Source organism: Actinokineospora sp. NPDC004072 (genome assembly GCF_053604195.1).
Genome location: NZ_JBSGHB010000002.1, coordinates 23,980 through 48,711, shown reverse-complemented (window position 1 = coordinate 48,711; position 24,732 = coordinate 23,980). Strand labels below are relative to the sequence as shown.

Below are 24,732 nucleotides of genomic sequence, written 5' to 3'. Positions count from 1 at the left end.
GTCTATCTCGTTTCGCTCAGTCAGCCGAACCGGATACCGGCCCCGCCTGCGCACCGGCCGCCGCGTCGCTGCGGATGTCGATGCGCCAGCCGGTCAGCCGGGCGGCCAGCCGGGCGTTCTGACCTTCCTTTCCGATGGCCAGCGACAGCTGGTAGTCCGGGACTACCACACGCGCGGTCTTCGCGCGCTCGTCGACCACCGTGACGGATACAACTTTCGCGGGCGACAGGGCATTCCCGACGAAGGTCGCCGGGTCGTCCGACCAGTCGATGATGTCGATCTTCTCGCCCGCCAGCTCGCTCATCACGTTGCGCACCCGCGCGCCCATCGGGCCGATGCAGGCGCCTTTGGCGTTGACCCCGGGCACGGTCGAGCGCACGGCGATCTTGGAGCGGTGCCCGGCCTCGCGGGCCACCGCCGGGATCTCCACGGTGCCGTCGGCGATCTCGGGCACCTCCAGCGCGAAGAGCCTGCGCACCAGGTTCGGGTGGGTGCGGGAGAGGGTGATCTGCGGGCCGCGCGCGGTGCGCGAGACCCCCACGACGTAGCACTTGAGCCGGGCGCCGTGGGCGTAGGACTCCCCCGGCACCTGCTCGACGGCGGGCAGCACGCCCTCGGTGTCGCCCACCTGGACCACGACCATGCCCCGGGAGTTGGCCCGGGTGTCGCGCTGCACCACGCCCGCGACGATCTCGCCCTCCTTGGCGGCGAACTCGCCGTAGGTGCGCTCGTGCTCGGCGTCGCGCAGCCGCTGCAGGATGACCTGGCGGGCGGTGGTCGCCGCGATGCGGCCGAAGCCCTCGGGGGTGTCGTCCCACTCCTCGGCGACCTCGCCGTCGGGGCCGGGGGTGTAGGCCAGCACCCGGACCACGCCGGTGCGCCGATCGATGTCGATGCGGGCGTGCGGCTGGTGGCCGTCGGTGTGCTTGTAGGCGGTGAGCAGGGCGGTCTCGATCGCCTCGATCACCGTCTCGAAGGGGATGTCCTTGTCGCGCTCGATTGCCCGCAGCGCCGCGATGTCGACGTTCACCGCGCGTCCTCCTCCGTCCCGGACGCCCGACCTTCGAGCATCGCCATCTCCGCCACCGGCGGCTGTTTGAACTCCACCTCGACGACCGCCTTGGCCACCTCGGCGTAGCGCACGGTGCGCAGCTCGCCGTCGACCAGCATCTCGACCTCGTCGTCGCCGGACGCGCCGACCCGGCCGGTGAAGGCCGGGCCGTCGTGCGGGGTGACCTTGACCAGCCGCAGCCGGGCCCGCCGCCAGTGCCGGGGGCGGGTCAGCGGGCGGTCGATGCCCGGGGAGGTGACCTCCAGGGTGTAGGGCCCGCCGAGCACCGCGTCGTGCTCGTCGAGCACCGCGGAGACCGCGCGGCTGATCTCGGCGACCTCGTCGAGGCCGACGCCGTCGTCGCCGTCGACCACGACCTTGACCAGCCGCCTGCGGCCCGCCTGCTGCACGTCGAGCTGCTCCAGCTCGAACCCGGCGGCGGCGACGGCCCCTGCGACGACGGGTTCGAGCGACTCGGCAGTGCCGCGTTCTCGCTGGTTGGCCACGTGGACGGCGCCCCCTTGTTCTGGTCGGTGTCGCGGTTGTCGGCCGGTCGGCGGTACCGCGCGCCGACGGTGGTCACATAGCGTATCTCGACCGCGGGATCGAGGCCGCCGCAGGCGATCAACTCGACTCCGCCGTGGGCCGACCCGGCGACCTGGCAGGATGACCCTCCGTGAGGATCACACCCGGCGTCCCCCGGCGGACCGTGCTGGCGGGCCTGGTGCTGGGCGCGGCCGCGGGCTGCACCGACCCCGGCCCCCCGCCCCCGCCCGACCCGCTGGCCGCCCTGGCCGAGCGCGCCCGCGCCGACGCCGCCCTCGCCGCGGCCATCGCCGCGGCCGTGCCGCCGCTGGCCGCCAAGGCGGGCGAGGTGGCCCGGGTGCGCGGCGAGCACGCGAGCGCCCTCAAGGCCGAGGTGGAGCGGGAGCGGCCCCCGGTGTCGACCAGCGCGTCCGCGCCGCCCGCCCCGCCTGCGCCGCCCAAGGACGCCAAGGCAGCGGCGAAGGCGCTGGCCGACGGCGTGGCGGCGGCGCAGCGCCAGGCGGCGGAGCTGGTGCCCGGGCTGCCGCGGTACCGGGCCGGGCTGGTGGGGTCGGTTGCGGCGGCGTGCGCGAGCCTGCGGGAGGTGCTGTGAGCCAGCCGGGGATGCCCCAGGAGTCGGTGGCCGCCGTGCAGGCGGCGCTGGGGGCCGAGCACGCGGCGCTGTGGGTGTACGGGCTGGTCAGCGCGTTCCTGCCCGCGGCCTACGACAAGGCGCTGGCCGATGGTGTCGCTGATCACCGGGATCGGCGGGACGCGGTGGCCGAGCTGCTGGTGGCGGCGGGGGTGACGCCCGCCGCGGCGGAGCCCGCGTACGTGCCGCCGGAGCCGGTGAAGGACGAGAAGTCGGCGGCCAAGCTGGTCGCCACCGCCGAGACGGACGCCACAGTGGCGTGGCGCGCGGTCTTGGAGCGCACCGACGACCGCGCCCTCCGGGAGATCGCCCTGGCCGCCCTGACCGGCTCCTCGGTCCGCGCGACCCGCTGGCGCAAGGCGGCCGGGACCACCCCGGTGGTGACGCCGTTCCCCGGGCAGCCCTGAGTCAGGTCCGGGGCCACTCGATCACGGGGCAGCGGTCCATGACCATGGGCACGCCTGCCGCGGTGACCCGCTCGAAGGCGGCGTGGTCGAGGACGCCGAGCTGGAACCAGACCGCCTTGGCGCCGATGGCCACGGCCTGGTCGGCGACCTCGCCCGCGGCGTCGGAGCGGCGGAAGACGTCCACGCAGTCGACGGGGAAGGGGATGTCGGCGAGGTCGCGGTAGCCGGGCTCGCCGAACACCTCCTCCGCCCGCGGGTGGACGGGCACGATCCGCTTGCCCTGCTGCTGGAGGAACCGGGCGACGCCGTAGGCGGCGCGGCCGGGATTGGCGCCGAGCCCGACGACCGCCCAGGTCCGGCAGTCGCGCAGGATGGCGGCGATGGTGGTCGGGTCGGCCCAGGGGTCGGTCATGGCTGCCACAGTAGGCGCACGGCCGCGCGGCTACGCGGTGAAGAGGCGGCCGTAGCCGGTGACGTCCGCCGTCGTCGTGCCCGCCATGCGGAGGCACTCCCACAGGCACGCCTGGTTGGAGGTGACCACCGGGAGGCCGGTGTCGGCCTCCAGCGGGGCGATCGCGTCCACGCACCGCAGGCCGTTGCCCGCGACGAGCACCCCGTCGGCGTCGGCCGGGACCGCGGTGCGCACCTGGCGGTACACCTCGTCCGGGCGCACCTCCCACTGCGCGCCCGCGTCCCAGGTCGCCCACGGAGGCAGGTCCCGCCAGCCGCGGCCGAGGTCGTAGCGGCGCAGCCCGGCCGGGGGGAAGCCCGCCGCGGCCAGGTAGGCCGCGCCCGCCTCGGCGATCTCGTCCTTGAACCAGGGCGGCAGGAGCACGAACGGGCGGGTGATCCCGACCGCGGCCAGCGCCCGCACGGTCGCGGTGGCCGCGGTGAGCACCGGGATGCCGCCGGTCAGCTCCCCCGCCTCGACGGCGAACCGCCGGTCGAAGTCGACGCCGCCGAGGAAGCTGCTGGTGGTGAAGCACACGCACACCGCGTCCAGCCGCATGCCGCCCAGCACCGCCAGCCCCCGGCGCACGTCGGCGGACTCGGCCACCCGCCGCGCCGGGTCGGTCCCGTAGTCGGCGGTGCCGGGCTTGCGCGGGCTCTCGAAACGGGCGGCGTTGACCGACACCCCGACCGGCGCCATCGCGGCGAACTCGGACTCGGCCACCGGGTCGTGGTCGATGACCAGGATGCCCAGCGCGGCCCGCCAGCCCCAGCTGCGGTTCAGCACGGGCTACTCTCCCGACGCCGCCGGGGCGGGCTGCGGCCGCCGCGGCGCGATCCGGTTCTCGGCCAGCGCCAGCGCGCCGAGGACGACCAGCGTGCCGACCACCATGTTCCAGGTCACGCCCTCGCCCAGGGTCAGCACGCCGATCAGCACGGCGGTGACCGGGACCAGGTAGTTGACCGCGGAGGCGTTGGCCGCGCCGAGATCGCCGATGAGCCGGAAGTAGATGAGGTACGCCAGGCCGGTGCCCACCGCGCCGAGGAGCACGACGCTGAGCACGACGCCCCACCGCAGGTCCGGGGTCTGCCACGGGAAGAACGGGGTGATGACCGCCTGCAGGACGCACGCGCTGACCACCTGCGTGGTCGCCGAGACCAGCGGCGGGATCCCGCGCTGGGCCAGCATCAGCCGCACGTACACCGTCTGGGCGGCGTAGCAGGCGGCCGCGCCGAGCACGGCGAGCTGGCCTGCCAGGGTGCCGCCGCCGTCGTGCCACGGCCCGATCACCAGGACCACGCCGCCGAACCCGACGACGAAGCCCACCGCCTTGCGCCAGGTCGCCCGCTCGGTGCTCAGCGCGACGGTGGCCGCGGCCAGGGTGAGCAGCGGCGTCGCCGCGATGAGCACGCCCGCCATCGCCGCGGTGGTGCGCTGCTCGCCCCAGGCCAGCAGCAGGAACGGGGCGACCATGCCGAGCGTGGCGGTCACCGCGGTGTGCCCCCAGACCGCGGCGCTGCGCGGCAGCCTGGCCCCGGTGACGCGCAGGACGACCACGAGCACGGCGGCGCCGAACAGCACCCGCAGCAGCACCAGCTGCGCCGGGCTCAGACCGCTCACCGCGACCTTGATGAAGGTGTAGCTGGCGCCCCAGATCAGGGCGAGCAGCGCGAACAGCGCGAGGTTGGTGCGGGTCATCGCCGGTCCTCAGACGTGGGTGGGTTCGGGGATGCTGGCCAGGCCCGCGGCGAGCACGTCGTCGGCGAGCGCGTCGTCGGGCAGGGTGCCCGCCAGGTACTTCTGGTAGGCGACGAGGTCGAAGTCGCCGTGCCCGGACAGCCCGAGCAGGATCGCCCGGCTGACGCCCTGCTCGCGGCAGCGCAGCGCCTCGTCGACGGCGCCGCGGATGGCGTGGGTGGACTCCGGGGCGGGCAGGATCCCCTCGGCCCTGGCGAACTGGATGCCCGCCTCGAAGCAGGCGTTCTGGCGCACCGCGACGGCCTCCATCAGCCCGTCCTCCACGGCGCGGCTGACCAGCGGGGAGATGTTGTGGGCGCGCAGCCCGCCCGCGTGGAAGGCCGGGGGCACGAACTTGTGGCCGAGGGTGTGCATGCGCCACAGCGGGGTCAGGCCCTGGGAGTCGGCGTGGTCGTAGGCGATGCGGCCGCGGGTCAGCGTCGGGCAGGCCGCGGGCTCCACGGCGATCAGCCGCACCCGCCTGCCGCCGCGGCGGGCGCGGCGCAGGAACGGGAAGGCCAGCCCGGCCAGGTTGCTGCCGCCGCCCGCCGCGCCGACGACGATGTCGGGGTAGTCGCCCGCCAGCTCCATCTGCAGCAGCGCCTCCTGCCCGATGACGGACTGGTGGGCGCAGACGTGGTTGAGCGCGCTGCCGCGCGCGTAGCCGTAGTCGGGGTTGGCTGCGGCGAACTGCAACGCCTCGGACTTGGCGGTGCCGAGGCTGCCGGGGTGGTCGGGGCGCTCGGCGACGACCGCGCGCCCGGCCGCGGTCTCGGTGCTCGGGCTGGCGGTGCACTCGGCCCCGTAGGTCTCCATGAGCGTGCGCCGGTAGGGCTTCTGCTCGAAGCTCACCTTGACCATGTACACCTTGGCGCGCATGTCGAACAAGGCCGCCGCGAGGGCGATCGCGCTGCCCCACTGCCCGGCCCCGGTCTCCCCGACCAGGCCGTCGCGGCCCGCGAGCTTGTTGTAGTACGCCTGCGGGATCGCGGTGTTGGGCTTGAAGCTGCCGGTTGGCGCGGTGCCCTCGAACTTGTAGTAGATGCGGGCGGGCGTGCCCAGGGCCGCCTCCAGCCTGCGCGCCCGGTACAGCGGGGTGCAGCGCCACTGGGCGTAGAGCCTGCGCACCGGGTCGGGGATCTCGAACTCGTCGGCGGTGCTCAGCTCCTGCTCGGCCAGCGCCGGGGCCATCGACGCGGACAGCGCGGCCGCGGAGAGCGGCTCGCGGGTCACCGGGTCGATGACCGGGGCCAGCTCGCCGATGTCGGCGGCGGGGTTGAGCCAGGTGCGGGGGAGGTCGGACTCGCCCAGCTCGTACTTGATCAGCTCGGTCACGGGAGGGCTCCTCGGTTCACGGGTGCTCGTCGGCCAGCGAGCCCGCGGCCAGCGCGCCGCCGCCGGTGACGAGCCGGGGGTGCGCCGCGCGGATTCCGCCGACCACGGTGCGGTAGGGGAAGTCGCGGTACTCGCCGCGCATCCGCAGGAATTCCATGTGCCTGCGCCCCTCGGTGTCGTAGGGGTGGTACAGGCTGTCCGCGCGCCCGTCGAAGTCCAGCGGGGCGATGCGGTAGAGGGTGCACAGCAGCTTGGGGAAGACCGGGGTGGCCTTGACCCACCGGCCGTCGAGGTGCACCGAGACCAGGCTGTGGAAGCAGAACACGTCCCCGCCGACCAGCTCGCGCAGCCGGGCGGAGGACAGGTGGTTGCGCACGTCGCCGTAGACCAGCCTGCTCGGCACGCCGACCGCGCGCGCGGCGGCGGCGTAGACGATCGACTTGTGGACGCAGAAACCCTTGCCGTGCTTGATGATGCTGCTGGCGCGGAAGGACTCGCGGTCCATGGTCGAGCCGTAGACCTCGTAGTGGATGCCGTCGCGCACGGCGTAGTAGAGGGCGACGGCCCGCTCGGTCGGGGTGGTCGCGCCCGCGGGCAGCGCCTTGGCCACCAGCTCGCGGACCGGTTCGGAGGTGTAGTCGAGGAATTCGGTCTCGGCCAGGTGCTCGGCGGTGGGCGGGGCGGCGAGGTCGGCGTCGAGCAGGTCGGCGCTCATGAGCCCAGCCCCATCATCGCCGCGACGCGCTGCCGCTGGATCTCGGAGGTGCCGGAGTAGATCGTCCCGGCCGCGGCGTCGCGCAGCTGCTTCTCCACGCCGTGCTCGGCGAGGTAGCCGTACCCGCCGAACACCTGGACCGCGGCCAGCGCGGAGGCGACGTTGGCCTCGCTGACCACCAGCTTGGTGATGGCGATGTCGGTGGTGACGTCGGCGTTGGCCGCCAACTTCGCGCCGGTGTCGTAGAGCCACTTGCGGGCGGTCTCCAGCCCGATCCGCATGTCCACGAGCTTGTTGGACACCGACTGGTAGGACCCGATGGGCTTGCCGAACTGCTCGCGCCCGCGGGCGTAGTCCACGCAGGACCGCAGGCGGTGGGCCATCTCGCCCGCGTTGATGACGAAGGAGAGCAGGATCTCCCACTTCATCACGTGGTCGAGCACGAGGAACCCGGCGCCGACCCCGCCGATGGCGTTGGCCCTGGGCACGCGGCAGCCGTCGAAGAACAGCTCGGCCAGCGGGGAGGTGCGCAGCCCCATCTTGGCCACGGGACTGCCCACGTGCAGGCCCGGCGTGCCGCGCTCGACCAGGAACGCGGTGATCGCCCCGGGGCTGCCCGGCTTGCCCGTCCTGGCGTACACCACGTACATCCCGGCCACCGAGCCGTTGCTGACGAACGCCTTGCTGCCGTTGAGCTCGAAGTGGTCGCCGCGGTCGACGGCGGTGGTGCGCATCGCCATCATGTCCGACCCGGCGTCGGGCTCGGTGATGGCGTGCGCGCCAATGGAACTGCCGTCGCACACCGCGGGCAGGTACCTGGCCTTGAGCTCGGCCGAGCCGTAGCGGTGCAGCGCGACGCCGGTGCTGACCAGGTGGGTGGCCACCGAGAAGCTGAACCCGCTGTCGCGGCAGCTCTCCCCCAGGCCCTCCAGCACGTGCATCGTGGTCAGCAGGTCGGCGCCCAGGCCGCCGTGCGCCGGGTCGAACGGCAGGCCGAGCAGCCCGCTGCCCGCCGCCAGCGCCCAGCCCGACCGGGAGAACTCCCCGTCGCGGTCGCGGTCGAGGTGCCCCACCCCGACCTCGGCGCCGATCTCGGCCATGGCCGCGCGCAGCGAGCGCTGCTCGTCGGTCCACTCGATCACCACTGCCCCCGTCAGTACTCGGAGAACTCGTCGGAGTCCAGCTTGTGCCGCTCGTCCCCGCGCAGCGGCGGGGAGAACACCGAGACCAGCTCCAGGTCGCGGCCTTCGTCGGCGATGAGGAAATGGGCGTCGTTGCGGTCCAGGGCGTACAGCACGCCCGGTTCCAGCCGGTACACCAGCCCGTCGGGGGTCTGCACCTCCCCGGAGCCCGCGATGCAGTAGCACGCCTCCAGGTGCCTGCGGTACTGCAACCGCGACTTGCTGCCCGCCCGGACCACGGTGTGGCAGACGGTGAAGCCCATCCGGTCGTCGGCGACCAGGAACCGGTAGCTGAGGCCGTTGCCCCAGTCGACGCGCTTGACCTGGGAACGCGCGCGCACGATCATCCGGCACGCTCCCCCACGACCGCGGCGGACTCGACGAAGGCGGCGACGGCGGCCACCGAGCGGAACTGGTCGGGGGTCAGCGGCAGCTCGGCCACCGGGATGGCGAAGCGCTCGCCGACCCAGGCGATCAGCCGCAGCAGCCCCAGGCTGTCCACGACGCCGCTGTCGAGCAGGTCGAAGTCGTCGGCGATGTCCCCCGGTCGGACGTCCGGGGCGAACTCGGCGACCACGAAGCCCGCCACCAGGCCCTTGATCTCAGCCAGACGCGACACGGGCACGCCCTCCTTCCCTCGTTCCGGCGAGCAGGCAGGCGCGGTCGACCTTCCCGGTCGCGGTGCGCGGCAGCGGCTCGGCGGTGATGGCCACGGTGGACGGAACGGCCGTGCGGGGCAGCCGTTCCGCGCAGTGCGAACGCAGGTGCAAGCTGTTGGCGGTGCGGTCGGGGCGCAGCCGGACGACCGCGTGCAGGCGGTGGCCTGCGACCTCGTCGGGCAGGCCGAGCACCACGGCCTCGGCCACGGCGGGGTGGGCGGCCAGGACGTGCTCGACCGCGGCGAGATCGGTGCGCACGCCCCGCACCTTGACCTGGTGGTCGGCGCGGCCCGCCAGGCGCAGCAGGCCGTCGGCGCCGCGCTCGACGAGGTCGCCGGTGCGGAACAGCGGCGGGTCGCCGTCGGTCCAGGCGCGGGCGGTCAGCTCGGGGTCGAGGTAGCGGCCGGACTGGAACGGGGTGGCGACCCACAGCTCGCCGCGGCCGGGTCCGGTGAGGACGGTCCCGTCGGCGACGACCACCGCCCGCACGCCCGGGATGGGCCTGCCGATGGGCGTCGGCGCGTCCGCGGCCGGGTCGATGTCGTGGACGAAGCTGTCGTTGGTCTCGGTGCAGCCGTAGACGTTGCGCAGCCGGGCGGCGGGGAACAGCGCGGGCAGGCGCGCGGCCAGGCCGGGCGGCATGGCCTCCCCGGTGACCAGCACCTCCCGCACGTGCGGGAAGGGCCGGTCGGCGGCGTCGGCGACGAGCCGGAAGAACAGCGGCACCGCCTGGACGACCTCGACGCGGGCGCCTGCCAGGCATTCGACCAGGTGGCGGCCGTCGAGCGCGCGGTCGGGGTCGACCAGCACGACGCAGCCGCCCGCGGCGAGGGTCGTCCACACGTCGAGCAGGCTCAGGTCGAAGTGCAGCGGGGCGTAGGACAGCACGGGCGTGCCCGGCCGGATGCCGAACTCCGCCGCGGCCCACGCGGTGAACGCGGCCACCGCGGCCTTCGGCAGCGGCACGGCCTTGGGCACGCCGGTCGAGCCCGAGGTGGTCAGGATCGGCCCGACGCCCGCCAGGTCTGGGCAGGCGGCGGGATCGAGGCGCTCGACGCCCGTCCCGGGGCGCAGGAGCGCGTGGCAGCCCGCGCGTTCCAGCAGCGCGGACGTGGCGCGTGCGCCGAGTTCGGTCGAGGGCAGCAGGAATGGTCGGCCGTCGGCCATGCACGCGGCGATCGCGGCGATGGTCGCCGGTGCTTTGCGCCCCACCACCGCGACCGGCGCGCCCGGGGGCAGGCGCAGCGCCACGAGCTCGGCCCGGGCTCGCCCGGCCAGCTCGGCCAGGGCGCGGCGGGTGGTGGTCCGGCCATTCCCGGATAAGGCGGGGTCGTCGGATTCGTCCACCAGCGGAAGACCAGCTGAAATTGCCGGCATGGGTCCCCTCAGAAATGTCCACGAGTGTGCGCCGGAAAAGCTGGCAACGGTGTTTCGGCCGAATTACAGCGGCATGAACAACCGGTTGCTTGATGAGACGTTAGCCACGGCATTTAGCGGTGGCAAACCCCCATTCGAGTGAGCGGAGTCGACGACCCGGCGGGGGCGGTGGCGCGGTTACCAGCCGGTATCTCGCCCTGCGCCTGCCCTGGCGCTACGACATCCGGGTATCGATATGGGCCATCCGAGAACGCCGTGACCGCAATTTAATAAACCGCCGCCCGCGGGGGCCGTTAACTGTTTTGAACCTTTCGCAGCAAGGCCCGGTGATCCGCTCTTTCAGTCCTTCGTGAACGCCAAACCGAGGCGCACGGCGTCGGCGCTGACCTCGGTGAGGAACTTGTCCTGCTGGGCGGTGCGGTCGCCGGACGGGGCCCAGTCGGATTCCACGATGATCACGTGGGCCTTGTTGCGCTGGGAGTAGTAGCCGCCCTTGCCGAGGGACCGCAGGCCCTCGATGCTGACGAAATCGGCGCGCAGCGGGTCGTTGACGTTGCCGGTGTTGTCGGTCTTGGCGAGGTCGTAGAGCTGCTGGGCCTGGTCCTCGCTGGGCAGCTCCACGACGGCGACCCAGGTGTAGACGGTCTCGTCCTGGCCGGGCGGCTTGCTGGTGTAGAGCGCGCGGGTCAGGTCGACGCAGGGGTGCTCGCGCAGGAACCGCTGCACCTGGCCGTAGGCGTTCTCGCCGCAGTCGGTGTCGACCTTCGGCTCGGGCATGTCCGGGTGCGCGGCGAACTCGAAGCGGCCTGCAGGGGCCTCGGTGCTGGGGCCGGGGTCGGTCACCGGGCCCGGCTCCGGCGAGTCGCCCTGCAGGTAGGCCCAGACGACACCGGAGATCACCGCGATGGCGACCAACCCGGCGATCCGCATCGCCCACACCGCCGCCGGGTTGGCGGGGCGCTGCGGGGGCGGCGGCTCCTCGAAGCGGAACGGCTCGTCGCGCCGGGGCTCCTGCACGCGCGGGATCCACTCCGTGGCCCCGGCGTTGCCGTGCGGGGGCCGCTGCGGCGGCCAGGGGGGCGGGGGGCCGGGGCGCTGGGGAGCGGACACGGGCAACCACGGTAATCGGTGTTGACCACCGGTGTCAGACCGACTCGGAAATTTGTCCGTTTCCCCTGGTCAGCGCCTCGACCGCGAGGTCGAGGTCGTTCTGGTCGGAGTAGAGGTGGAAGGCCAGCCGGGCCCGGCCCGCCCGGGTCGCGCAGCGGATGCCCGCCGCCGCGAGGCGCTCGGCGACGCCCTCGCCCGCGATGGAGACGAACGCCGAGCCGCGCGGGGGCAGGCCGATGGCGGCGAGCAGCGCGTCGGCCAGGCCCACGGCGTGGTCGCGGACGGCGGTCAGGTCCAGGCCCGCCAGCCAGGGCAGCGCGGCGGCGGCGCCGACCTGGGCCAGCCAGCCGGGCGAGAGGTCGTAGGCGCGGGCGTCGGGGGCCAGGCGCAGCGGCAGGTCGTAGACGGTGCGCCACGGGTCGTCCCCGGCGTACCAGCCCGCGGCGACGGGCAGCGTCCAGTCGGCGGCCTCCGGGCGCACGGCCAGCCACGCCGAGCCGCGCGGGGCCAGCAGCCACTTGTAGCCCGCGCCGACCACCCAGTCCGCCCAGTCCAGGGCGTGCGGGAACCAGCCGAGGGACTGGGAGACGTCCAGCAGCACGCGGGTGCCGCTGGCCCGCAGGCCGTCGAGGTCGACCAGGGCGCCGGTGGCCGACTGGACCACGGAGACGGCCACCAGGTCGAAGTCCGCGGCGCGCTCGGGCAGCCGCGCCAGCGGGGCCGCGGTGACGGTCACCCCGCGCCCGGCCTGGGCGGCGAACGGGAAGGTCACGCTGGTGAACTCGCCCTCGGCGACCAGCACCCGCGTGCCGTCGGGCACGCCCGCGGCGACCTGGGCGACCAGCGGCGAGACCCCCGACCCGCTGGCCACCCGCGCGACCGGCACGCCGACCAGCTCGGCGAAGGCCGCCCTGGCCTGGCGCACGGCGGCGTCGTAGTCGGGGGCGTCGGCCTGCCCGGCCGCCCACGCGGCCAGCGCCGAGCCGACCGCGGCGACCGTGGTCGCGGTCGGGATGCCGAGGGACGCGGTGTTGAGGTAACCGACCGGGACGTCGAACTGCTCTCCGAAAGCGCTGCGCACCCCATCCACCCTAGGCTGGGCGGGTGCGTAGCGAGGAAATCGAGATCCGCACCGGCGGGTCCGAGGTGGTGCGCGACCTGACCGCCGAGTGCGCCCGGTTCGTCGACGGCGAGGGCGACGGCCTGCTGCACGTCTGGGTCCCGCACGCCACCGCGGGCCTGGCGGTGATCGAGACCGGCGCGGGCAGCGACGACGACCTGCTGGCCGCCCTGCGCGACCTGCTGCCCGCCGACGGCCGGTGGCGGCACCGGCACGGCTCGCCCGGCCACGGCCGCGACCACGTGCTGCCCGCGCTGCTGCCGCCCTACGCCACGGTCCCGGTGCTCGGCGGGCGGCTGGCGCTGGGCACCTGGCAGTCGATCTGCCTGGTCGACACCAACGTCGACAACCCGGTGCGCAAGGTCCGGCTGAGCTACTTGGCGGGCTGACGCCGCGGCAGGGCCAGCGCGACCAGCCCGACGACGGCGATCGAGCCCAGGACGACCACGCCCTGGAGCACGTCCGGGGCGTCCGGGGTGCCCTGCAGGAGGCTGCGCAGCCCCTCGGCGGCGAAGCGGAACGGCGTCCACGACCAGAGCAGCGCGCGGTAAACCGGGTCGAGCAGCTCCGGGACGGTGCCCGCGACGGCCGGGGCGATCAGGTAGAGCGGGCCGAGGACGGCCATCGCGCGGATGCCCAGCAGCCGCAGCAGCGCGCCCTGCGCGGCGGCGAAGGCGACGCCGATCAGCAGCAGGTACCCCAGGACGTCCCAGCCCAGCGGCAACGCGGAATCCCAGAGCGAGACCAGGCCGACGACCGCGCCGCCCGCGACCACCGCGACACCGCCGACGAGGGCCAGCCGGTGCCCCGCGGTCGGCTCGACGCCGCGGCGGCGGGCCAGCAGGACCAGCGCGGCGGCCGCGGCCAGGCCGCCGACCCAGATCAGCGCGCTGGCCGCGAGCGGCACGGTCCGCGCTGCCGGGCCTGCGGGGTGGAGCGACTCGACGGTGAAGGGCACGCCCATCGCCTGGGCCGCACCCGTCAGCACCTGCTGGGCGGCCTGGGCACCCGCGGGGTTGATCGCGCCCGAGACGACGACTTTGGCGGGCTGGCCGAGTTCGAGGACGCCGTAGACCTCCTTGTCGTGGAGCAGGGTGCGGGCTTGCTGCGGGTCGGCGACCGTCCAGCGGACGGCCTCGCCCCCGTGCTGGGCGACCTGCTGGGCGCCGGGGCCGGTGACGGCCAGCGGCAGGGCGTCGGGCTGGCTGGTGGCTTGGACGCCGAAGGTGAGCAGGCCCAGCACGGCGGCGACGACCCCGCTGAGCAGGGCCAGCAGGGCTACCAGGCGGTGCGCGGTCATGGTTCCCCCTCGTTGTTTCATCAAGTGTTGAATTACGGTAGCGCGCGGTCACCGGATAAATCAACACCCGTTGAATCCCGGTCGTGCCACGATGGGTGCCGTGACCGACCCCCGACACCCCGGCCCCGACCTGCTCGTGCTCTGGGACATCGACCTGACGCTGGTGGACTACAGCGGCATCGGCCGCGACTGGTACGGCCAGGCGATGAGCGCCGCCCACGGCCAGCCCATCCGGCACGTGCCGACCTTCCCCGGCCGCACCGAGCGCGCGATCGCCACGGAGCTGCTGGAGGCGCACGGGATCGAGGTGACCGAGGACGCCCTCCAAGCCCTCTTCACCCAGCTCATCGCCATCGCCGACGCCGCCCGCCCCGACCTGCCCACCCTCGGCCGCGCCCTGCCCGGCGCCGCCGCCCTGCTCGCCGCCCTCGCCGAGCAGCCGGGCGTCGTGCAGTCCCTCGTGACCGGCAACCTGCCGGAGCTGGCCGCCTGCAAGCTGGAGGCCTTCGACCTCCACCACCACCTCGACTTCGAGATCGGCGGCTACGGCGCCCACTCCCCCGACCGCCACGACCTGGTGGCCGCCGCGATGAAGGCCGCCGCCGAGAAGTACGCCACCTCCTTCGAACCCGGCCGCGTCGTCGTCATCGGCGACACCCCGCACGACATCGCCGCCGCCCTCCACCACGGCGCCATCGGCGTCGGCGTGGCGACTGGGCGGTCGACGGTCGAGGAGCTGAAGGACAGCGGCGCCCACCTGGTCTTGGAGGACCTCTCCGACACCCCGGTCGTCCTGGCCGCCTTGGTCAACGCCGCCCGCTGATCACCTGGCTGACGGGGTTCCCCGGATCGCTGGCACGGCAGTGCCAGGGGTCGAACCCTTGTCAAGGGAGGGCCGGGGCTGTGGACAACCCGGGGCTAGGCAGGAAGGCGAACGGGTGGGCCTGCGCGACGGCTGGCCCACCCGTTGCGAGGGGTCAGGGGCGGGCGAGGGCCACCAAGGTCGGCACGACCTCGGCCACCGGGACGTCCTCGCGGGTGCCGGTGGCGCGGTCCTTGACCTCGATGACGCCGTTGGCCAAGCCTCGGCCGACGACGACGATCGTGGGGACGCCGATCAGCTCCGCGTCGGCGAACTTCACGCCGGGAGAGGCCGGGCGGTCGTCGAAGAGGACGTCCAGGCCTGCCGCGGACAGGTCGGCGGCGAGCTGCTCGGCGGCGGCGCGCTGGGTCTCGTCCTTGCCCGCCACCGCGAGGTGGACGTCGAAGGGCGAGACGTTGCGGGGCCAGATCAGGCCGCGGTCGTCGTGGCTCTGCTCGGCGATGACCGCGACCAGGCGGGAGACGCCGATGCCGTAGGAGCCCATCGTGATGCGGATGGGCTTGCCGTCCTTGCCGAGGGCGTCGAGGCCGAAGGCGTCGGCGTACTTGCGGCCGAGCTGGAAGATGTGGCCGATCTCGATGCCGCGCGCCGCCTCCAGCGTGCCCACGCCGTCGGGGGCCGGGTCACCCGCGCGGACCTCGGCGGCCTCGATCGTGCCGTCGGGGGTGAAGTCGCGGCCCGCGACCAGGTCCACGACGTGGTGGTCGACCTTGTCCGCGCCGCTGACCCACGCCGTGCCGGTGACCACGCGGGGGTCGACCAGGTAGCGGACGCCGTTGTCCAGCAGGGCGCGCGGGCCGATGTAGCCCTTGACCAGGAACGGGTGCTTGGCGAAGTCGGCGTCGTCGAGCATGGCGAACTCCGCGGGGGACAGCGCCGCCTCCAGCCGCTTGGGGTCGACCTCGCGGTCGCCGGGCACGCCGATGGCCAGCAGCTCCCACTCGGCCGCGCCCGGCTGCCTGGTCTTGACCAGCACGTTCTTGAGCGTGTCGGCCGCGGTGAAGGTCCGGCCGAGGTCGGCGGCGTTGAGGAAGTCGACCAGCGTCTCGATGGTCGGCGTGTCGGGGGTGTGGTGCACCTGCGCCTCGGGCAGGCCCGCCAGCGGAATCGCCGGAGGCGCGGGGGTGACCACGGCCTCGACGTTGGCCGCGTAGTCCGACGCGGTGCTGCGGACGAAGGTGTCCTCGCCGGTCGGCGCCTCGGCCAGGAACTCCTCCGACGCCGAGCCGCCCATCGCCCCCGAGGTGGCCTTGACGATCACGTAGTCGAGGCCGAGCCGGTCGAAGATCTTGATGTAGGCGGCGCGGTGGGCCTGGTAGCTGGCCGCCAGGCCCTCGTCGTCGAGGTCGAAGGAGTAGGAGTCCTTCATCAGGAACTCGCGGCCGCGCAGGATGCCCGCGCGGGGGCGCGCCTCGTCGCGGTACTTCGTCTGGATCTGGTAGAGCGTGACCGGGAAGTCCTTGTACGAGGTGTACTCGCCCTTCACCGTGAGGGTGAACAGCTCCTCGTGCGTCGGGCCGAGCAGGTAGTCCGCGCCCTTGCGGTCCTTGAGCCGGAAGAGGTTCGGGCCGTACTCGGTCCAGCGGTTGGTCGCCTCGTAGGGCTCGCGGGGCAGCAGCGCCGGGAACTGGATCTCCTGGGCGCCCATCGCGTCCATCTCCTCGCGGACGATGGCCTCGACCTTGCGCAGCACGCGCATGCCCAGCGGCAGCCAGGAGTAGCCGCCCGGGGCGACCCTGCGGACGTACCCGGCGCGGACCAGCAGCTTGTGGCTGGGCACCTCGGCGTCCGCCGGGTCCTCGCGCAGGGTGCGCAGGAACAGCGACGACATCCTGGTGATCACGGCAATGGCTCCTCGGCGAATCGCGTTGTGCCTGGCAGCGTAGTGAGGCCGCCACCGGGTGCGCATTCGGGTTAGAGCACGCGCTCCTCGGTGATGATCGCGCTGACCAGGTCGCGCGGGGTCACGTCGAAGGCGTAGTTCAGCGCCCGGGTGCCCGCGGGCGCGACGGCGACCCCCGCGAAGGCGGTCACCTCGGCGTCGGCGCGGACCTCGATCGGCACGTCCGCCCCGGTGGCCGTGGCCATGTCCACAGTGGATTCCGGGGCGGCGACGACGAACGGCACGCCCGCCCGGTGCGCGGCCAGGGCCAGCGGGTACGTGCCCACCTTGTTCACCACGTCGCCGTTGGCCGCGATCCGGTCGGCCCCGACGACCACGGCGTGCACCAGGCCGTTGGCGATCACCGACGGCCCGGCGGAGTCGGCGACCAGGGTGTGCTCGGCGCCCATCTCGGCCAGCTCCCAGACCGTCAGCCGCGCGCCCTGCAGCAGCGGCCGGGTCTCGTCGGCGTAGACGTGCCCCAGCGCGCCGCGCTCGCGCAGCGCCCGGACCACCCCGAGGGCGGTCCCCCACTCGACGCAGGCCAGCGCGCCCGCGTTGCAGTGGGTGTGGATGTTGAGCGGGCCGGGCAGGCGGCTGAGCAGCCAGTCCGCGCCCCTGGCCCCCAGCGCGCGGGCGGCGGCGATGTCGTCGTCGCGGATCTTGAGCGCGGCGGCGAGCACGGCCTGCGGGCCGGCGTCGACGTGCCGCATCACCTGGTCGACGCCCCAGGCGAGGTTGACCGCCGTCGGCCGGGCCGCCCGCAGGCGGGCCGCGGCGGCGGGCACGTCGTCGGCGGTGACCGCGGCCAGCGCCACGCCGAGGGCGCCCGCCACGCCGAGGGCGGGGGCGCCGCGCACCGCCAGGACGCGGATGGCGTCGACCAGCTCGTCGACGGTCCGCAGGTCGAGGTGGACGACGTCGTGCGGGAGCCGGGTCTGGTCGAGCGCCACGATCCGGTCACCGGCCCAATCCAAGGTGCGCACGGCTCCATAGTGTCGGCCCGGTTGGCTACGGTCGAGCGCATGAGCATGGAGATTGGCGGCGTGACGATCGACTGCGCCGACCCGCGCAAGCTGGCCGAGTTCTGGACCGAGGCGCTCGGCTACGAGATCGGCATGGACCACGAGGGCGAGTTCGTCTTCCTCAAGCCGCGCGGGGCCGCGGAGGGCGAGGCCGCCTACCTGGGCCTGCAGCGCGTCGCCGAGCCGAAGCCGGGCAAGAACCGGGTCCACCTGGACTTCCACGCCGACGACCGCAGGGCCGAGGTCGAACGGCTGGTCGCCCTGGGCGCGACCGAGCTGGGCGAGCACACCGTGCCCGGTCTGACGTGGACGGTGCTGGCCGACCCGGAGGGCAACGAGTTCTGCGTGGCCACCCACGACAGCTGATTTACCCTGTCCGGGTGCTCGTGCTGCTCCCCCCGTCGGAGACCAAGGCCGACGGCGGCTCCGGCGCGCCCCTGGACCTGGCCGCCCTGTCCTTCCCCGAGCTGAACCCGGTCCGCGACCGCCTGGTGACCGCCCTGGCCGGGCTGGACCCGGCGGTGGCGATGGGCGCGCTCGGGCTCTCCGAGCGCCAGGCCGACGAGGTCGAGCGCAACGCCCGGTTGCGCTCGGCCCCGACCATGCCCGCGATCCGGCGCTACACCGGCGTGCTCTACGACGCGCTGGACTACGGGTCCTTCACGCGCGGCCAGCGCGCCCGGGCAGGCCGTCGGCTGGCGGTGGCCTCGGCGCTGTTCGGCGTCGTGCGCGCCGACGACCCCATCCCGGCCTACCGGCTCTCCGGCGGCACGGTGCTGCCCGGGGTCGGCGGGCTGCGCGGGGTGTGGCGGGCGGACCTGGAGAAGACGCTGTCGAGCGCCGACGAGCTGGTCATCGACCTGCGCTCGGGGCCGTACGCCGCGCTCGCCGCGGTGCCGCACGCGATCGCGGTGAAGGTCGTCACGGCTGACGGGTTGGCCGTCAGCCACTTCAACAAGGCGCACAAGGGCAGGCTGGCCGCCGCCCTGGCGTGCGCGCCGCGCGAGCCGTCGACGGTGCGCGGGGTGGTCTCCATCGCCAAGGCGGCCGGGCTGCGGCTGGTCCCGGCCGGGCGCGGGGCGCTGGAGCTGGTGGTGGAGTAATTCGGTTGCCCGGGTCTTCCCGGCCCGGGCAGACTGCCGCACGAACCCGGTGGGAGCCGCTGGGTGGAGCAGAGGAGGTGCCGTCATGGGTAATGCCGCCCGGGTGGTCGAGGCGCCGACCCGTCCACCAGCCCCACCTCGCTGAGCATCCTTCGCGGTGGGGCTTCCCAAACCACGCTTTGGAGAACCCACCAGTGCGAGAGCACGACTTCGCCGCTGCCTACGAGGCAGCGGATGACTACCCAACCCCCCGCCCGCAGCGCATGCGCAAGCGGCGGTTCGACGACGAGATCCAGCCCACCCGCACCGGCAGGCTGACCGAGGCCGAGAAGGCCCGGCTGGCCCGCGTCCGCGAGGACGCCGGACCGCAGCTGCCCGACGGCGCGGACCGCTGGTCGACCTGGCTGGACGCCGAGCAGGGCCCGCACCCGCGGCCGTCCTGGCTGGTCACCGACGGCGGGGCCGCCGACACCGACCTCGGCGTGCTCAAGACCGGCAAGGAGGCCGACGTCTTCCTGCTCGAACGGGCCGCGCCCGACGGCCCGTCCTGCCTGCTGGCGGCCAAGCGCTACCGCAGCAGCGAGCACCGGATGTTCCACCGCGACGCCGGGTACCTCGAAGGCAGGCGGATGCGCCGCTCCCGCGAGATGCGGGCGATGGCCAACCGCAGCTCCTTCGGGCGCAACCTGATCGCCGAGCAGTGGGCCGTGGCGGAGTTCGCCGCGCTGTCGCGGCTGTGGTCGGTCGGCGCCCCGGTGCCGTACCCGGTCCAGCGCGACGGGACCGAGCTGCTGCTGGAGTTCCTCGGCGACGCCGAGGGGCAGGCCGCGCCGCGGCTGGCCCAGCTGCGGCCGGAGCCCGACGCCGCCGCCGAGCTGTGGGAGCAGCTCGTCGCGGCGCTGGAGCTGATGGCCGCCCAGGGCCTGACGCACGGCGACCTGTCGCCGTACAACCTCCTGGTGCACGAGGGCCACATCGTGCTGATCGACCTGCCGCAGGTCGTCGACGTCGTGGCCAACCCGGCCGGGGTCACCTACCTGACCCGGGATGTGAGTTCGGTCGCAGCCTGGTTCCGCTCGCGCGGCGTGCCGGATGCGCTGGTCGACCCGCAGATCGTGGTCGAGCGGCTGTTGGCCGCGGCCGGGATCGGGTAGAGTCCTGCGGCGCCCGCGGCGAGCGCGTCCGACCTGGTCGGGTAGGCTTGACCGAGGACCACGAGCGGCGGGCGCCGCTCCCTGCCCGGCCACACCGGCCGCGCAGCGAAACCCCTGCCGCGGATCGCGGCCCGACGACAGTGACCATTGGCGCGACGACCGCGCCGGGCCCGTCCGTGTTCTCCGGCGAAAGCCAAGGAGTCCTGACGCGACGTGCCACACGTCCCGAGAGGACCCCGTGCTCAACCCCGATCAGACCTTCGCGTCCCTTGGCCTGCCCACCGAACTGGTGGCCGCCCTGGCCGACGCGGGCATCAACACCCCGTTCCCCGTGCAGACCGCCACCATCCCCGACGCCCTCGCCGGGCGCGACGTGCTGGGCCGGGCCCGCACCGGCTCCGGCAAGACCCTCGCGTTCGGCCTGCCGCTGCTGACCCGACTCGCCGAGGGCGCGCCCGCACGGGCCAAGCGGCCCCGGGCGCTGGTGCTGGTGCCGACCCGCGAGCTGGCCCTGCAGGTGGTCGACGCGCTGACCCCGCTGGCCCGGCCGCTGGGCCTGTGGTGCCGCTCCGCCGTGGGCGGGATGTCCTTCGTCAAGCAGGTCGAGGCCCTGCGCCGCGGGGTCGACCTGCTGGTCGCCACCCCCGGCAGGCTCTCCGACCACATCCGGCAGGGCACCTGCGAGCTCGGCGACATCGCGCACGTGGCGATCGACGAGGCCGACCAGATGGCCGACATGGGCTTCCTGCCCCAGGTCCGGGAGATCCTGGACCTGGTCGACCGCTCGGCGCAGGTGCTGCTGTTCTCCGCGACCCTCGACGGCGACGTCGACACGCTGGTCAAGTCGTACCTGACCGACCCGGTGACCCACTCGGTCGTCTCCGACGACAGCGACGTGGCCGCGATGGAGCACCACCTGCTGTTCGTGTCCAAGCAGGACAAGCCCGACGTGGTGGCCGAGATGGCCGCGCGCGAGGGCCGCACGATCATGTTCGTCCGCACCAAGCACCACGTCGACCGGCTGGCCGACAAGCTGCGCTCGGTCGGGGTGTCCGCCGGTGCGCTGCACGGCGGCAAGACCCAGGGCGCCCGCAACCGCGTGCTGAGCCGCTTCCGCGACGGCGCCCTGCCGGTCCTGGTGGCCACGGACGTCGCCGCGCGCGGCATCCACGTCGACGGCGTGGACCTGGTCGTCCACGTCGACCCGCCCGCGGACTCCAAGGACTACCTGCACCGCGCGGGCCGCACGGCGCGCGCGGGCGAGTCGGGCACCGTCGTCACGGTGGTCACCCACGACCAGCGCCGCACGGTGCTGCGGCTGACCGACCGCGCGGGCGTCTCCCCGAGCACGGCGAAGGTCCGCCCCGGCGACGCGGAGCTGATCCGCATCACCGGCGCCCGCACCCCGTCCGGCGAACCCCTGGGCCCCGACATCGCCCCGGCCACCCCGCGCCGCGGCGACCGCCCCCGCTTCGACGACCGCCCCCGCCGCCGCCCCGACGGCGACCGCCCCCGCCGCTTCGACCGCGACGGCGGCCGCCCCCGCCGCTTCGACCGCGACGGCGGCCGCTTCAGCGGTGAGGGAGGCCGCTTCGGCGGTGAAGGCAACCGCTTCGGTGGTGAAGGCAACCGCTTCGGCGGTGAGGGAGGCCGCTTCGGCGGTGAGGGCACCGGCCACCGCCGCAGCGACGGCGACACCTCCGGCCCCCGCCGCTTCGACCGCGACCGCCGCGACCGCCCGAACTGGTTCTCCGGCGACGACCGCCCCCGCCGCGACAACCGCTTCGACCCCAGCACCGGCGACCGCCCCGACAACAGCGACCGCCCGCGCTTCGACCGCGGCCCGAGCGACCGCCCCCGCCGCTTCGACAACGGCGACAAGCCCCGCTTCGACCGCGACGACCGCTCCACCGACGGCGACCGGCCCCGCCGCTTCGACCGCGACGACCGGTCCGGCGGCGGCGACCACCCCCGCCGCTCGGACAACGGCGACAAGCCGCGCTTCGACCGGGACAACCGATCCGGTGACGGCGACCGGCCCCGCCGGTTCGACAACGGCGACAAGCCGCGGTTCGACGGCGACAAGCCCCGCTTCGACGGCGGCCGCCCGCGGTTCGACGGTGACCGCCGTTTCGGTGACGACCGGCCGCGCCGGTTCGACCGGGATGAGCGGCCGCGGCGGTTCGGGGACAGCGGTCCGTCGGGTCGTCCGCGTCGGTTCGACGACCGCGGCGCCAGCGACCGCCCCCGCCGCTTCGACGGGGACGACCGCCCCCGCCACGACACCGGCGGCTTCCACGGCAAGCCCACCCGCGGCGACGACAACCGCCACGACGACCGGCCCCGCAAGCCCCGCCACAGCCAGTCCCGCCACGACCGCCCGGCCGACCCCCAGCACCCCGCCCGCCGCACCCCCCGCGGCTGGCGCGAGGGCGACCGCCGGTCGAAGACCAAGCGCTACTGACCCACCCGCGACGAAGGGGCCTGCCGCACCGCGGCAGGCCCCTTCCGCATACCCAGCCCCCCACCGCCACAACACCGACTCCCACCCACGCCGCCGCACCGCGGCAGGCCCCTTCCACATTTCCAGCCCCCACCGCCACAACACCGACTCCCACCCACGCCGCCGCACCGCGGCAGGCCCCTTCCGCAACCCCCACCGCCACAACCCCAGCTCCCACCTACGCCCCCGCTGAGCCACACCCCTCCCGCACGGCACGCGATACTCGGATCCCGCGCGGCACCGGGATGTTGCCCCTCCCCGCTCGGACATCGGCGGCGTCTCGAGGTGGGTCGGCCGCGCCGCAGCGGCACCGCGAACCAGCCCGCCGAGTGGGCCAGCAGGTGGACGGCCTGCGGCCCAGCATCGAGGGCACCGGAGCTAGGGCGGCCGAGCGGCAGCGGGCGGCGGCGCGAGCACGCTGGCGGCGCGGCAACGACTGCCTGCGGCAGGGGCGGGTCGGCCGCGGGCGTGAGCGGTGCCGCACGCTGGCGGCGCGGCAACGACTATCTGCGGCAGGAGCGGGTCGACCGCGGGCGTGAGCGGCGCCGCACGCCCGCGGCGCGGCAACGACTACCTGCGGCAGGAGCGGGTCGACCGCGGTGCGCTTGTGGCTGGGGCCGGGTCGCCTGAGGGCTGCGGCAGGAAGTGATCCGGTCTACTCGGTGGGGCCTGCCAGGTGCTCGGCCAGCGCGGCCACCGGGCCGATCACGGTCACCGCGGGTGGCCGGATTCCCGCTGCCACCACATCTTCCGCCACCTTGTCCAAAGTAGACCGAAGGACGCGCTCCGTGCGCATGGTGCCCTCCTGGATCACGGCGACCGGGGTGTCGGGGGCTCGGCCGTTGCGGATGAGGGAGATGGCGAAGAGGGGGAGCTTCTCCACGCCCATCATCAGCACGATGGTGCCGCGCAGGCGGCCCAGGGCGGGCCAGTCGGTGAGGGAGGTGGGGTCGTCGGGGGAGACGTGGCCGGAGACGACTACGACTTCGTGGGCGACGCCGCGGTGGGTGACCGGGACGCCGGCCAGGGCGGGGACGGCGAAGGCTGAGGTGACGCCGGGGACGACCGTGACCGGCACGCCTGCCTCGGCCAGCGCGAGCAGTTCCTCGAACCCGCGGCCGAAGACGTAGTTGTCCCCGCCCTTGAGCCGCACCACGAACTTGCCCGCCCGCGCGTGCGCGATCAGGGCGTCGTTGATCGCCTGCTGGGTGGCCGCCCGGCCGTACGGGATCTTGGCGGCGTCGATGACCTCGACGTGCGGGGGAAGTTCGTCGAGCAGGTCGCGGGGGCCGAGGCGGTCGGCCACGACCACGTCGGCCTTGGCCAGCAGCCTGCGCCCGCGCACGGTGATCAGCTCCGGGTCGCCAGGGCCGCCGCCGACGAGCGCCACCCCGGCGGGCTGCGCGGCCGCGCCGTCGTCGATGGCGCCCGTCCGCAGGGCCGCCAGCAGGCCGTCGCGCACCGCGGCCGACCGCGCGTGCTCCCCGCCTGCGAGCACCCCGACCAGCAACCCCTCGTACGAGCCGGTCGCGGGCGTCACCGCCGAGCCCTCCGACCCGGCGTCCGCCCGCACGCAGAAGATGCGCGCCTTCTCGGCCGCCGCCGAGACCGCCGCGTTGACCTCGGGGTCGGAGGTGCAGGTCAGCACGTACCAGGCCGCGTCGAGGTCGCCCGGGGCGTAGCGCCGGGGCACCCAGGTGATCTCCCCCGCGTCCGCGAGGGCCTGCACCGCCGGGGTCACCGACGGGGAGATGACCTCCACCCGCGCGCCCGCCGCGATGAGCTTGGGGAGCCTGCGCTGGGCCACGGTCCCGCCGCCGACCACGACCACGCGCCTGCCCGCGAGGTCGAGCCCGACCAGGTAGTGCTGTTCCGCCATGCCGGTAAGCATGCCGGTGGGCAGCGCCCGGGAGCAGCGCGGCACGGGTCAGTGTGACGGAGCAGGCACCGCCAGCCGGTAGCCGACGCCGCGCACCGACTCCACGTGGACCCCCGGCGCGGTCGTGCGCAGCGACCGGCGCAGCCGCTTGATCGCCGAGACGACCGCCTGGCTGTCGCCGACGTACGTGCGGCCCCAGACGTGCTGGGTGAGGTCGGCGAAGGACCAGACCCGCCCGGGCTCGCCGGCCAGGGCGACCAGCAGGTCGAAGTCGCGCGCCGACAGCGGCAGCGGCGTGCCCGCCCAGGTCGCCTCGCGCAGGGCCGCGTCCAGCCGCAGCTTCCCGCACTCCACGACCCGGTGCACGCGGCCCTCGATGGCCGAGCGCAGGGCGCGGGTGTCCGGGACGTAGAGCAGGGCGACCCCGCCGCCGCCCGCCGCGGCGATCGCGGCGAGCTGGTCCGCGGTCGTGCCGACGCAGACCACCAGGGGTAACTCGGAGCCGTCGAGCGATCGGAGAACTGCCACCTCGCCACCCCCAGTGCCGACTGAACGTGAGTCCCTCACAACAACCGTCGCTCGGGCCGGCATTCCGTTACAAAGATCAGGGCCGCGCGACCGCGAATCGACCCGATACCGCCCGTGATCGCGCCTTCACCGCACCCGCGATATCCGGCAGCGTC

25 protein-coding genes and 1 pseudogene are annotated in these 24,732 nt (G+C 74.4%); 8 read left to right on the top strand and 18 right to left on the bottom strand.

The genetic code is table 11. The annotated features are described in order from the left end of the window. Positions 1 to 16: 16 nt before the first annotated feature. Both nusA and rimP read right to left on the bottom strand, forming a co-directional pair. Entirely contained in the window at positions 17 to 1,030 is a 1,014-nt protein-coding gene (gene nusA, locus ACWEPX_RS02540) for a transcription termination factor NusA (RefSeq protein WP_451895311.1), read from the bottom strand. Next, positions 1,027 to 1,557, bottom strand: a complete 531-nt coding sequence (rimP, locus tag ACWEPX_RS02535) for a ribosome maturation factor RimP (protein WP_451895310.1) — start codon at positions 1,555 to 1,557, stop codon at positions 1,027 to 1,029. Before rimP ends, nusA begins: the two co-directional genes overlap by 4 nt. Positions 1,558 to 1,727: 170 nt before the next feature. Here rimP and ACWEPX_RS02530 point away from each other — a divergent pair, with 170 nt between their 5' ends. Both ACWEPX_RS02530 and ACWEPX_RS02525 read left to right on the top strand, forming a co-directional pair. Continuing rightward, complete coding sequence (locus tag ACWEPX_RS02530) at positions 1,728 to 2,189, top strand: hypothetical protein (RefSeq protein WP_451895309.1); 462 nt, start codon at positions 1,728 to 1,730, stop codon at positions 2,187 to 2,189. Next, a complete protein-coding gene (locus ACWEPX_RS02525) occupies positions 2,186 to 2,635 on the top strand; it encodes a ferritin-like domain-containing protein (protein ID WP_451895308.1) in 450 nt (149 codons plus the stop codon). The genes ACWEPX_RS02530 and ACWEPX_RS02525 overlap by 4 nt, the downstream gene beginning before the upstream one ends. A gap of 1 nt (position 2,636) precedes the next feature. Here ACWEPX_RS02525 and ACWEPX_RS02520 read toward each other — a convergent pair whose 3' ends face one another. The 11 genes from ACWEPX_RS02520 to ACWEPX_RS02470 form a co-directional block, all read right to left on the bottom strand. After that, a complete protein-coding gene (locus ACWEPX_RS02520; protein WP_451895307.1) occupies positions 2,637 to 3,047 on the bottom strand; it encodes a CoA-binding protein in 411 nt (136 codons plus the stop codon). A gap of 30 nt (positions 3,048 to 3,077) precedes the next feature. Continuing rightward, positions 3,078 to 3,872, bottom strand: coding sequence for a maleate cis-trans isomerase family protein (locus ACWEPX_RS02515; RefSeq protein WP_451895306.1), 795 nt, complete (start codon positions 3,870 to 3,872; stop codon positions 3,078 to 3,080). Between the two features lie 3 nt (positions 3,873 to 3,875). Beyond that, entirely contained in the window at positions 3,876 to 4,784 is a 909-nt protein-coding gene (locus ACWEPX_RS02510; protein ID WP_451895305.1) for a DMT family transporter, read from the bottom strand. Positions 4,785 to 4,793: 9 nt separating this feature from the next. Beyond that, positions 4,794 to 6,158 carry a TrpB-like pyridoxal phosphate-dependent enzyme gene (locus ACWEPX_RS02505; RefSeq protein ID WP_451895304.1) on the bottom strand — a complete coding sequence of 455 codons (1,365 nt, stop codon included), beginning with the start codon at positions 6,156 to 6,158 and terminating at the stop codon, positions 4,794 to 4,796. A 16-nt stretch (positions 6,159 to 6,174) separates the two neighbouring features. Continuing rightward, positions 6,175 to 6,873 carry a transglutaminase-like domain-containing protein gene (locus tag ACWEPX_RS02500; RefSeq protein WP_451895303.1) on the bottom strand — a complete coding sequence of 233 codons (699 nt, stop codon included), beginning with the start codon at positions 6,871 to 6,873 and terminating at the stop codon, positions 6,175 to 6,177. Continuing rightward, a complete protein-coding gene (locus ACWEPX_RS02495) occupies positions 6,870 to 8,015 on the bottom strand; it encodes an acyl-CoA dehydrogenase family protein (RefSeq protein WP_451895302.1) in 1,146 nt (381 codons plus the stop codon). Before ACWEPX_RS02495 ends, ACWEPX_RS02500 begins: the two co-directional genes overlap by 4 nt. An 11-nt stretch (positions 8,016 to 8,026) precedes the next feature. Beyond that, positions 8,027 to 8,401, bottom strand: a complete 375-nt coding sequence (locus ACWEPX_RS02490; RefSeq protein WP_451895301.1) for an ectoine synthase — start codon at positions 8,399 to 8,401, stop codon at positions 8,027 to 8,029. Further along, positions 8,398 to 8,673 carry a phosphopantetheine-binding protein gene (locus ACWEPX_RS02485; RefSeq protein WP_451895300.1) on the bottom strand — a complete coding sequence of 92 codons (276 nt, stop codon included), beginning with the start codon at positions 8,671 to 8,673 and terminating at the stop codon, positions 8,398 to 8,400. The genes ACWEPX_RS02490 and ACWEPX_RS02485 overlap by 4 nt, the downstream gene beginning before the upstream one ends. Beyond that, positions 8,657 to 10,060 (bottom strand): AMP-binding protein, encoded by a 1,404-nt coding sequence (locus ACWEPX_RS02480; RefSeq protein WP_451895299.1) that lies wholly within the window; start codon positions 10,058 to 10,060, stop codon positions 8,657 to 8,659. The genes ACWEPX_RS02485 and ACWEPX_RS02480 overlap by 17 nt, the downstream gene beginning before the upstream one ends. 369 nt (positions 10,061 to 10,429) lie before the next feature. Further along, positions 10,430 to 11,200: a hypothetical protein gene (locus ACWEPX_RS02475; protein WP_451895298.1), complete on the bottom strand. Its 771-nt coding sequence runs from the start codon at positions 11,198 to 11,200 to the stop codon at positions 10,430 to 10,432. Positions 11,201 to 11,234: 34 nt separating this feature from the next. After that, on the bottom strand, positions 11,235 to 12,281 hold the full coding sequence (locus ACWEPX_RS02470; RefSeq protein ID WP_451895297.1) for an aminotransferase class V-fold PLP-dependent enzyme: 1,047 nt from the start codon (positions 12,279 to 12,281) through the stop codon (positions 11,235 to 11,237). 23 nt (positions 12,282 to 12,304) lie between these two features. Here ACWEPX_RS02470 and ACWEPX_RS02465 point away from each other — a divergent pair, with 23 nt between their 5' ends. Next, positions 12,305 to 12,709 (top strand): YjbQ family protein, encoded by a 405-nt coding sequence (locus ACWEPX_RS02465; RefSeq protein ID WP_451895296.1) that lies wholly within the window; start codon positions 12,305 to 12,307, stop codon positions 12,707 to 12,709. Here ACWEPX_RS02465 and ACWEPX_RS02460 read toward each other — a convergent pair. Further along, a complete protein-coding gene (locus ACWEPX_RS02460; protein ID WP_451895295.1) occupies positions 12,694 to 13,620 on the bottom strand; it encodes an ABC transporter permease in 927 nt (308 codons plus the stop codon). The two genes, ACWEPX_RS02465 and ACWEPX_RS02460, sit on opposite strands and share 16 nt — an antisense overlap. A 91-nt stretch (positions 13,621 to 13,711) precedes the next feature. Between ACWEPX_RS02460 and ACWEPX_RS02455 the strand changes: the two genes are divergently transcribed. Then, the gene (locus tag ACWEPX_RS02455; RefSeq protein ID WP_451895294.1) at positions 13,712 to 14,443 is read left to right on the top strand and encodes an HAD family hydrolase; all 732 of its coding nucleotides are present in this window, start codon (positions 13,712 to 13,714) and stop codon (positions 14,441 to 14,443) included. A 154-nt stretch (positions 14,444 to 14,597) separates the two neighbouring features. Here the strand turns inward: ACWEPX_RS02455 and ACWEPX_RS02450 are convergent, their stop codons facing one another. Then, the gene (locus tag ACWEPX_RS02450) at positions 14,598 to 16,346 is read right to left on the bottom strand and encodes a proline--tRNA ligase (RefSeq protein WP_451895293.1); all 1,749 of its coding nucleotides are present in this window, start codon (positions 16,344 to 16,346) and stop codon (positions 14,598 to 14,600) included. 71 nt (positions 16,347 to 16,417) lie between these two features. Then, complete coding sequence (gene mtnA / locus ACWEPX_RS02445) at positions 16,418 to 17,371, bottom strand: S-methyl-5-thioribose-1-phosphate isomerase (RefSeq protein WP_451895292.1); 954 nt, start codon at positions 17,369 to 17,371, stop codon at positions 16,418 to 16,420. Between the two features lie 39 nt (positions 17,372 to 17,410). On the opposite strand from mtnA, the gene ACWEPX_RS02440 reads away from it, so the two are divergent. The 4 genes and pseudogenes from ACWEPX_RS02440 to ACWEPX_RS02425 form a co-directional block, all read left to right on the top strand. Beyond that, entirely contained in the window at positions 17,411 to 17,776 is a 366-nt protein-coding gene (locus tag ACWEPX_RS02440; protein ID WP_451895291.1) for a VOC family protein, read from the top strand. Positions 17,777 to 17,790: 14 nt separating this feature from the next. Then, positions 17,791 to 18,513: a YaaA family protein gene (locus ACWEPX_RS02435; RefSeq protein ID WP_451895290.1), complete on the top strand. Its 723-nt coding sequence runs from the start codon at positions 17,791 to 17,793 to the stop codon at positions 18,511 to 18,513. A gap of 194 nt (positions 18,514 to 18,707) precedes the next feature. Next, on the top strand, positions 18,708 to 19,667 hold the full coding sequence (locus ACWEPX_RS02430; protein ID WP_451895289.1) for a serine protein kinase RIO: 960 nt from the start codon (positions 18,708 to 18,710) through the stop codon (positions 19,665 to 19,667). 238 nt (positions 19,668 to 19,905) lie between these two features. Beyond that, positions 19,906 to 21,390: pseudogene (locus tag ACWEPX_RS02425) on the top strand (DEAD/DEAH box helicase); the annotation flags it as partial. Between the two features lie 1,435 nt (positions 21,391 to 22,825). Here the strand turns inward: ACWEPX_RS02425 and cobA are convergent. Next, positions 22,826 to 24,049 (bottom strand): uroporphyrinogen-III C-methyltransferase, encoded by a 1,224-nt coding sequence (gene cobA / locus ACWEPX_RS02420; RefSeq protein ID WP_451895288.1) that lies wholly within the window; start codon positions 24,047 to 24,049, stop codon positions 22,826 to 22,828. Positions 24,050 to 24,097: 48 nt separating this feature from the next. Then, complete coding sequence (locus ACWEPX_RS02415) at positions 24,098 to 24,577, bottom strand: winged helix-turn-helix domain-containing protein (RefSeq protein WP_451895287.1); 480 nt, start codon at positions 24,575 to 24,577, stop codon at positions 24,098 to 24,100. Between the last annotated feature and the right edge of the window lie 155 nt (positions 24,578 to 24,732).

Coding starts and splice junctions, on each gene's coding strand:
- ACWEPX_RS02520 (WP_451895307.1), bottom strand. CDS start 3,047: ATGACCGACCCCTGGGCCGACCCGACCACCATCGCCGCCATCCTGCGC.
- ACWEPX_RS02510 (WP_451895305.1), bottom strand. CDS start 4,784: ATGACCCGCACCAACCTCGCGCTGTTCGCGCTGCTCGCCCTGATCTGG.
- ACWEPX_RS02500 (WP_451895303.1), bottom strand. CDS start 6,873: ATGAGCGCCGACCTGCTCGACGCCGACCTCGCCGCCCCGCCCACCGCC.
- ACWEPX_RS02490 (WP_451895301.1), bottom strand. CDS start 8,401: ATGATCGTGCGCGCGCGTTCCCAGGTCAAGCGCGTCGACTGGGGCAAC.
- ACWEPX_RS02460 (WP_451895295.1), bottom strand. CDS start 13,620: ATGACCGCGCACCGCCTGGTAGCCCTGCTGGCCCTGCTCAGCGGGGTC.
- ACWEPX_RS02455 (WP_451895294.1), top strand. CDS start 13,712: ATGGGTGCCGTGACCGACCCCCGACACCCCGGCCCCGACCTGCTCGTG.
- ACWEPX_RS02440 (WP_451895291.1), top strand. CDS start 17,411: ATGAGCATGGAGATTGGCGGCGTGACGATCGACTGCGCCGACCCGCGC.
- cobA (WP_451895288.1), bottom strand. CDS start 24,049: ATGGCGGAACAGCACTACCTGGTCGGGCTCGACCTCGCGGGCAGGCGC.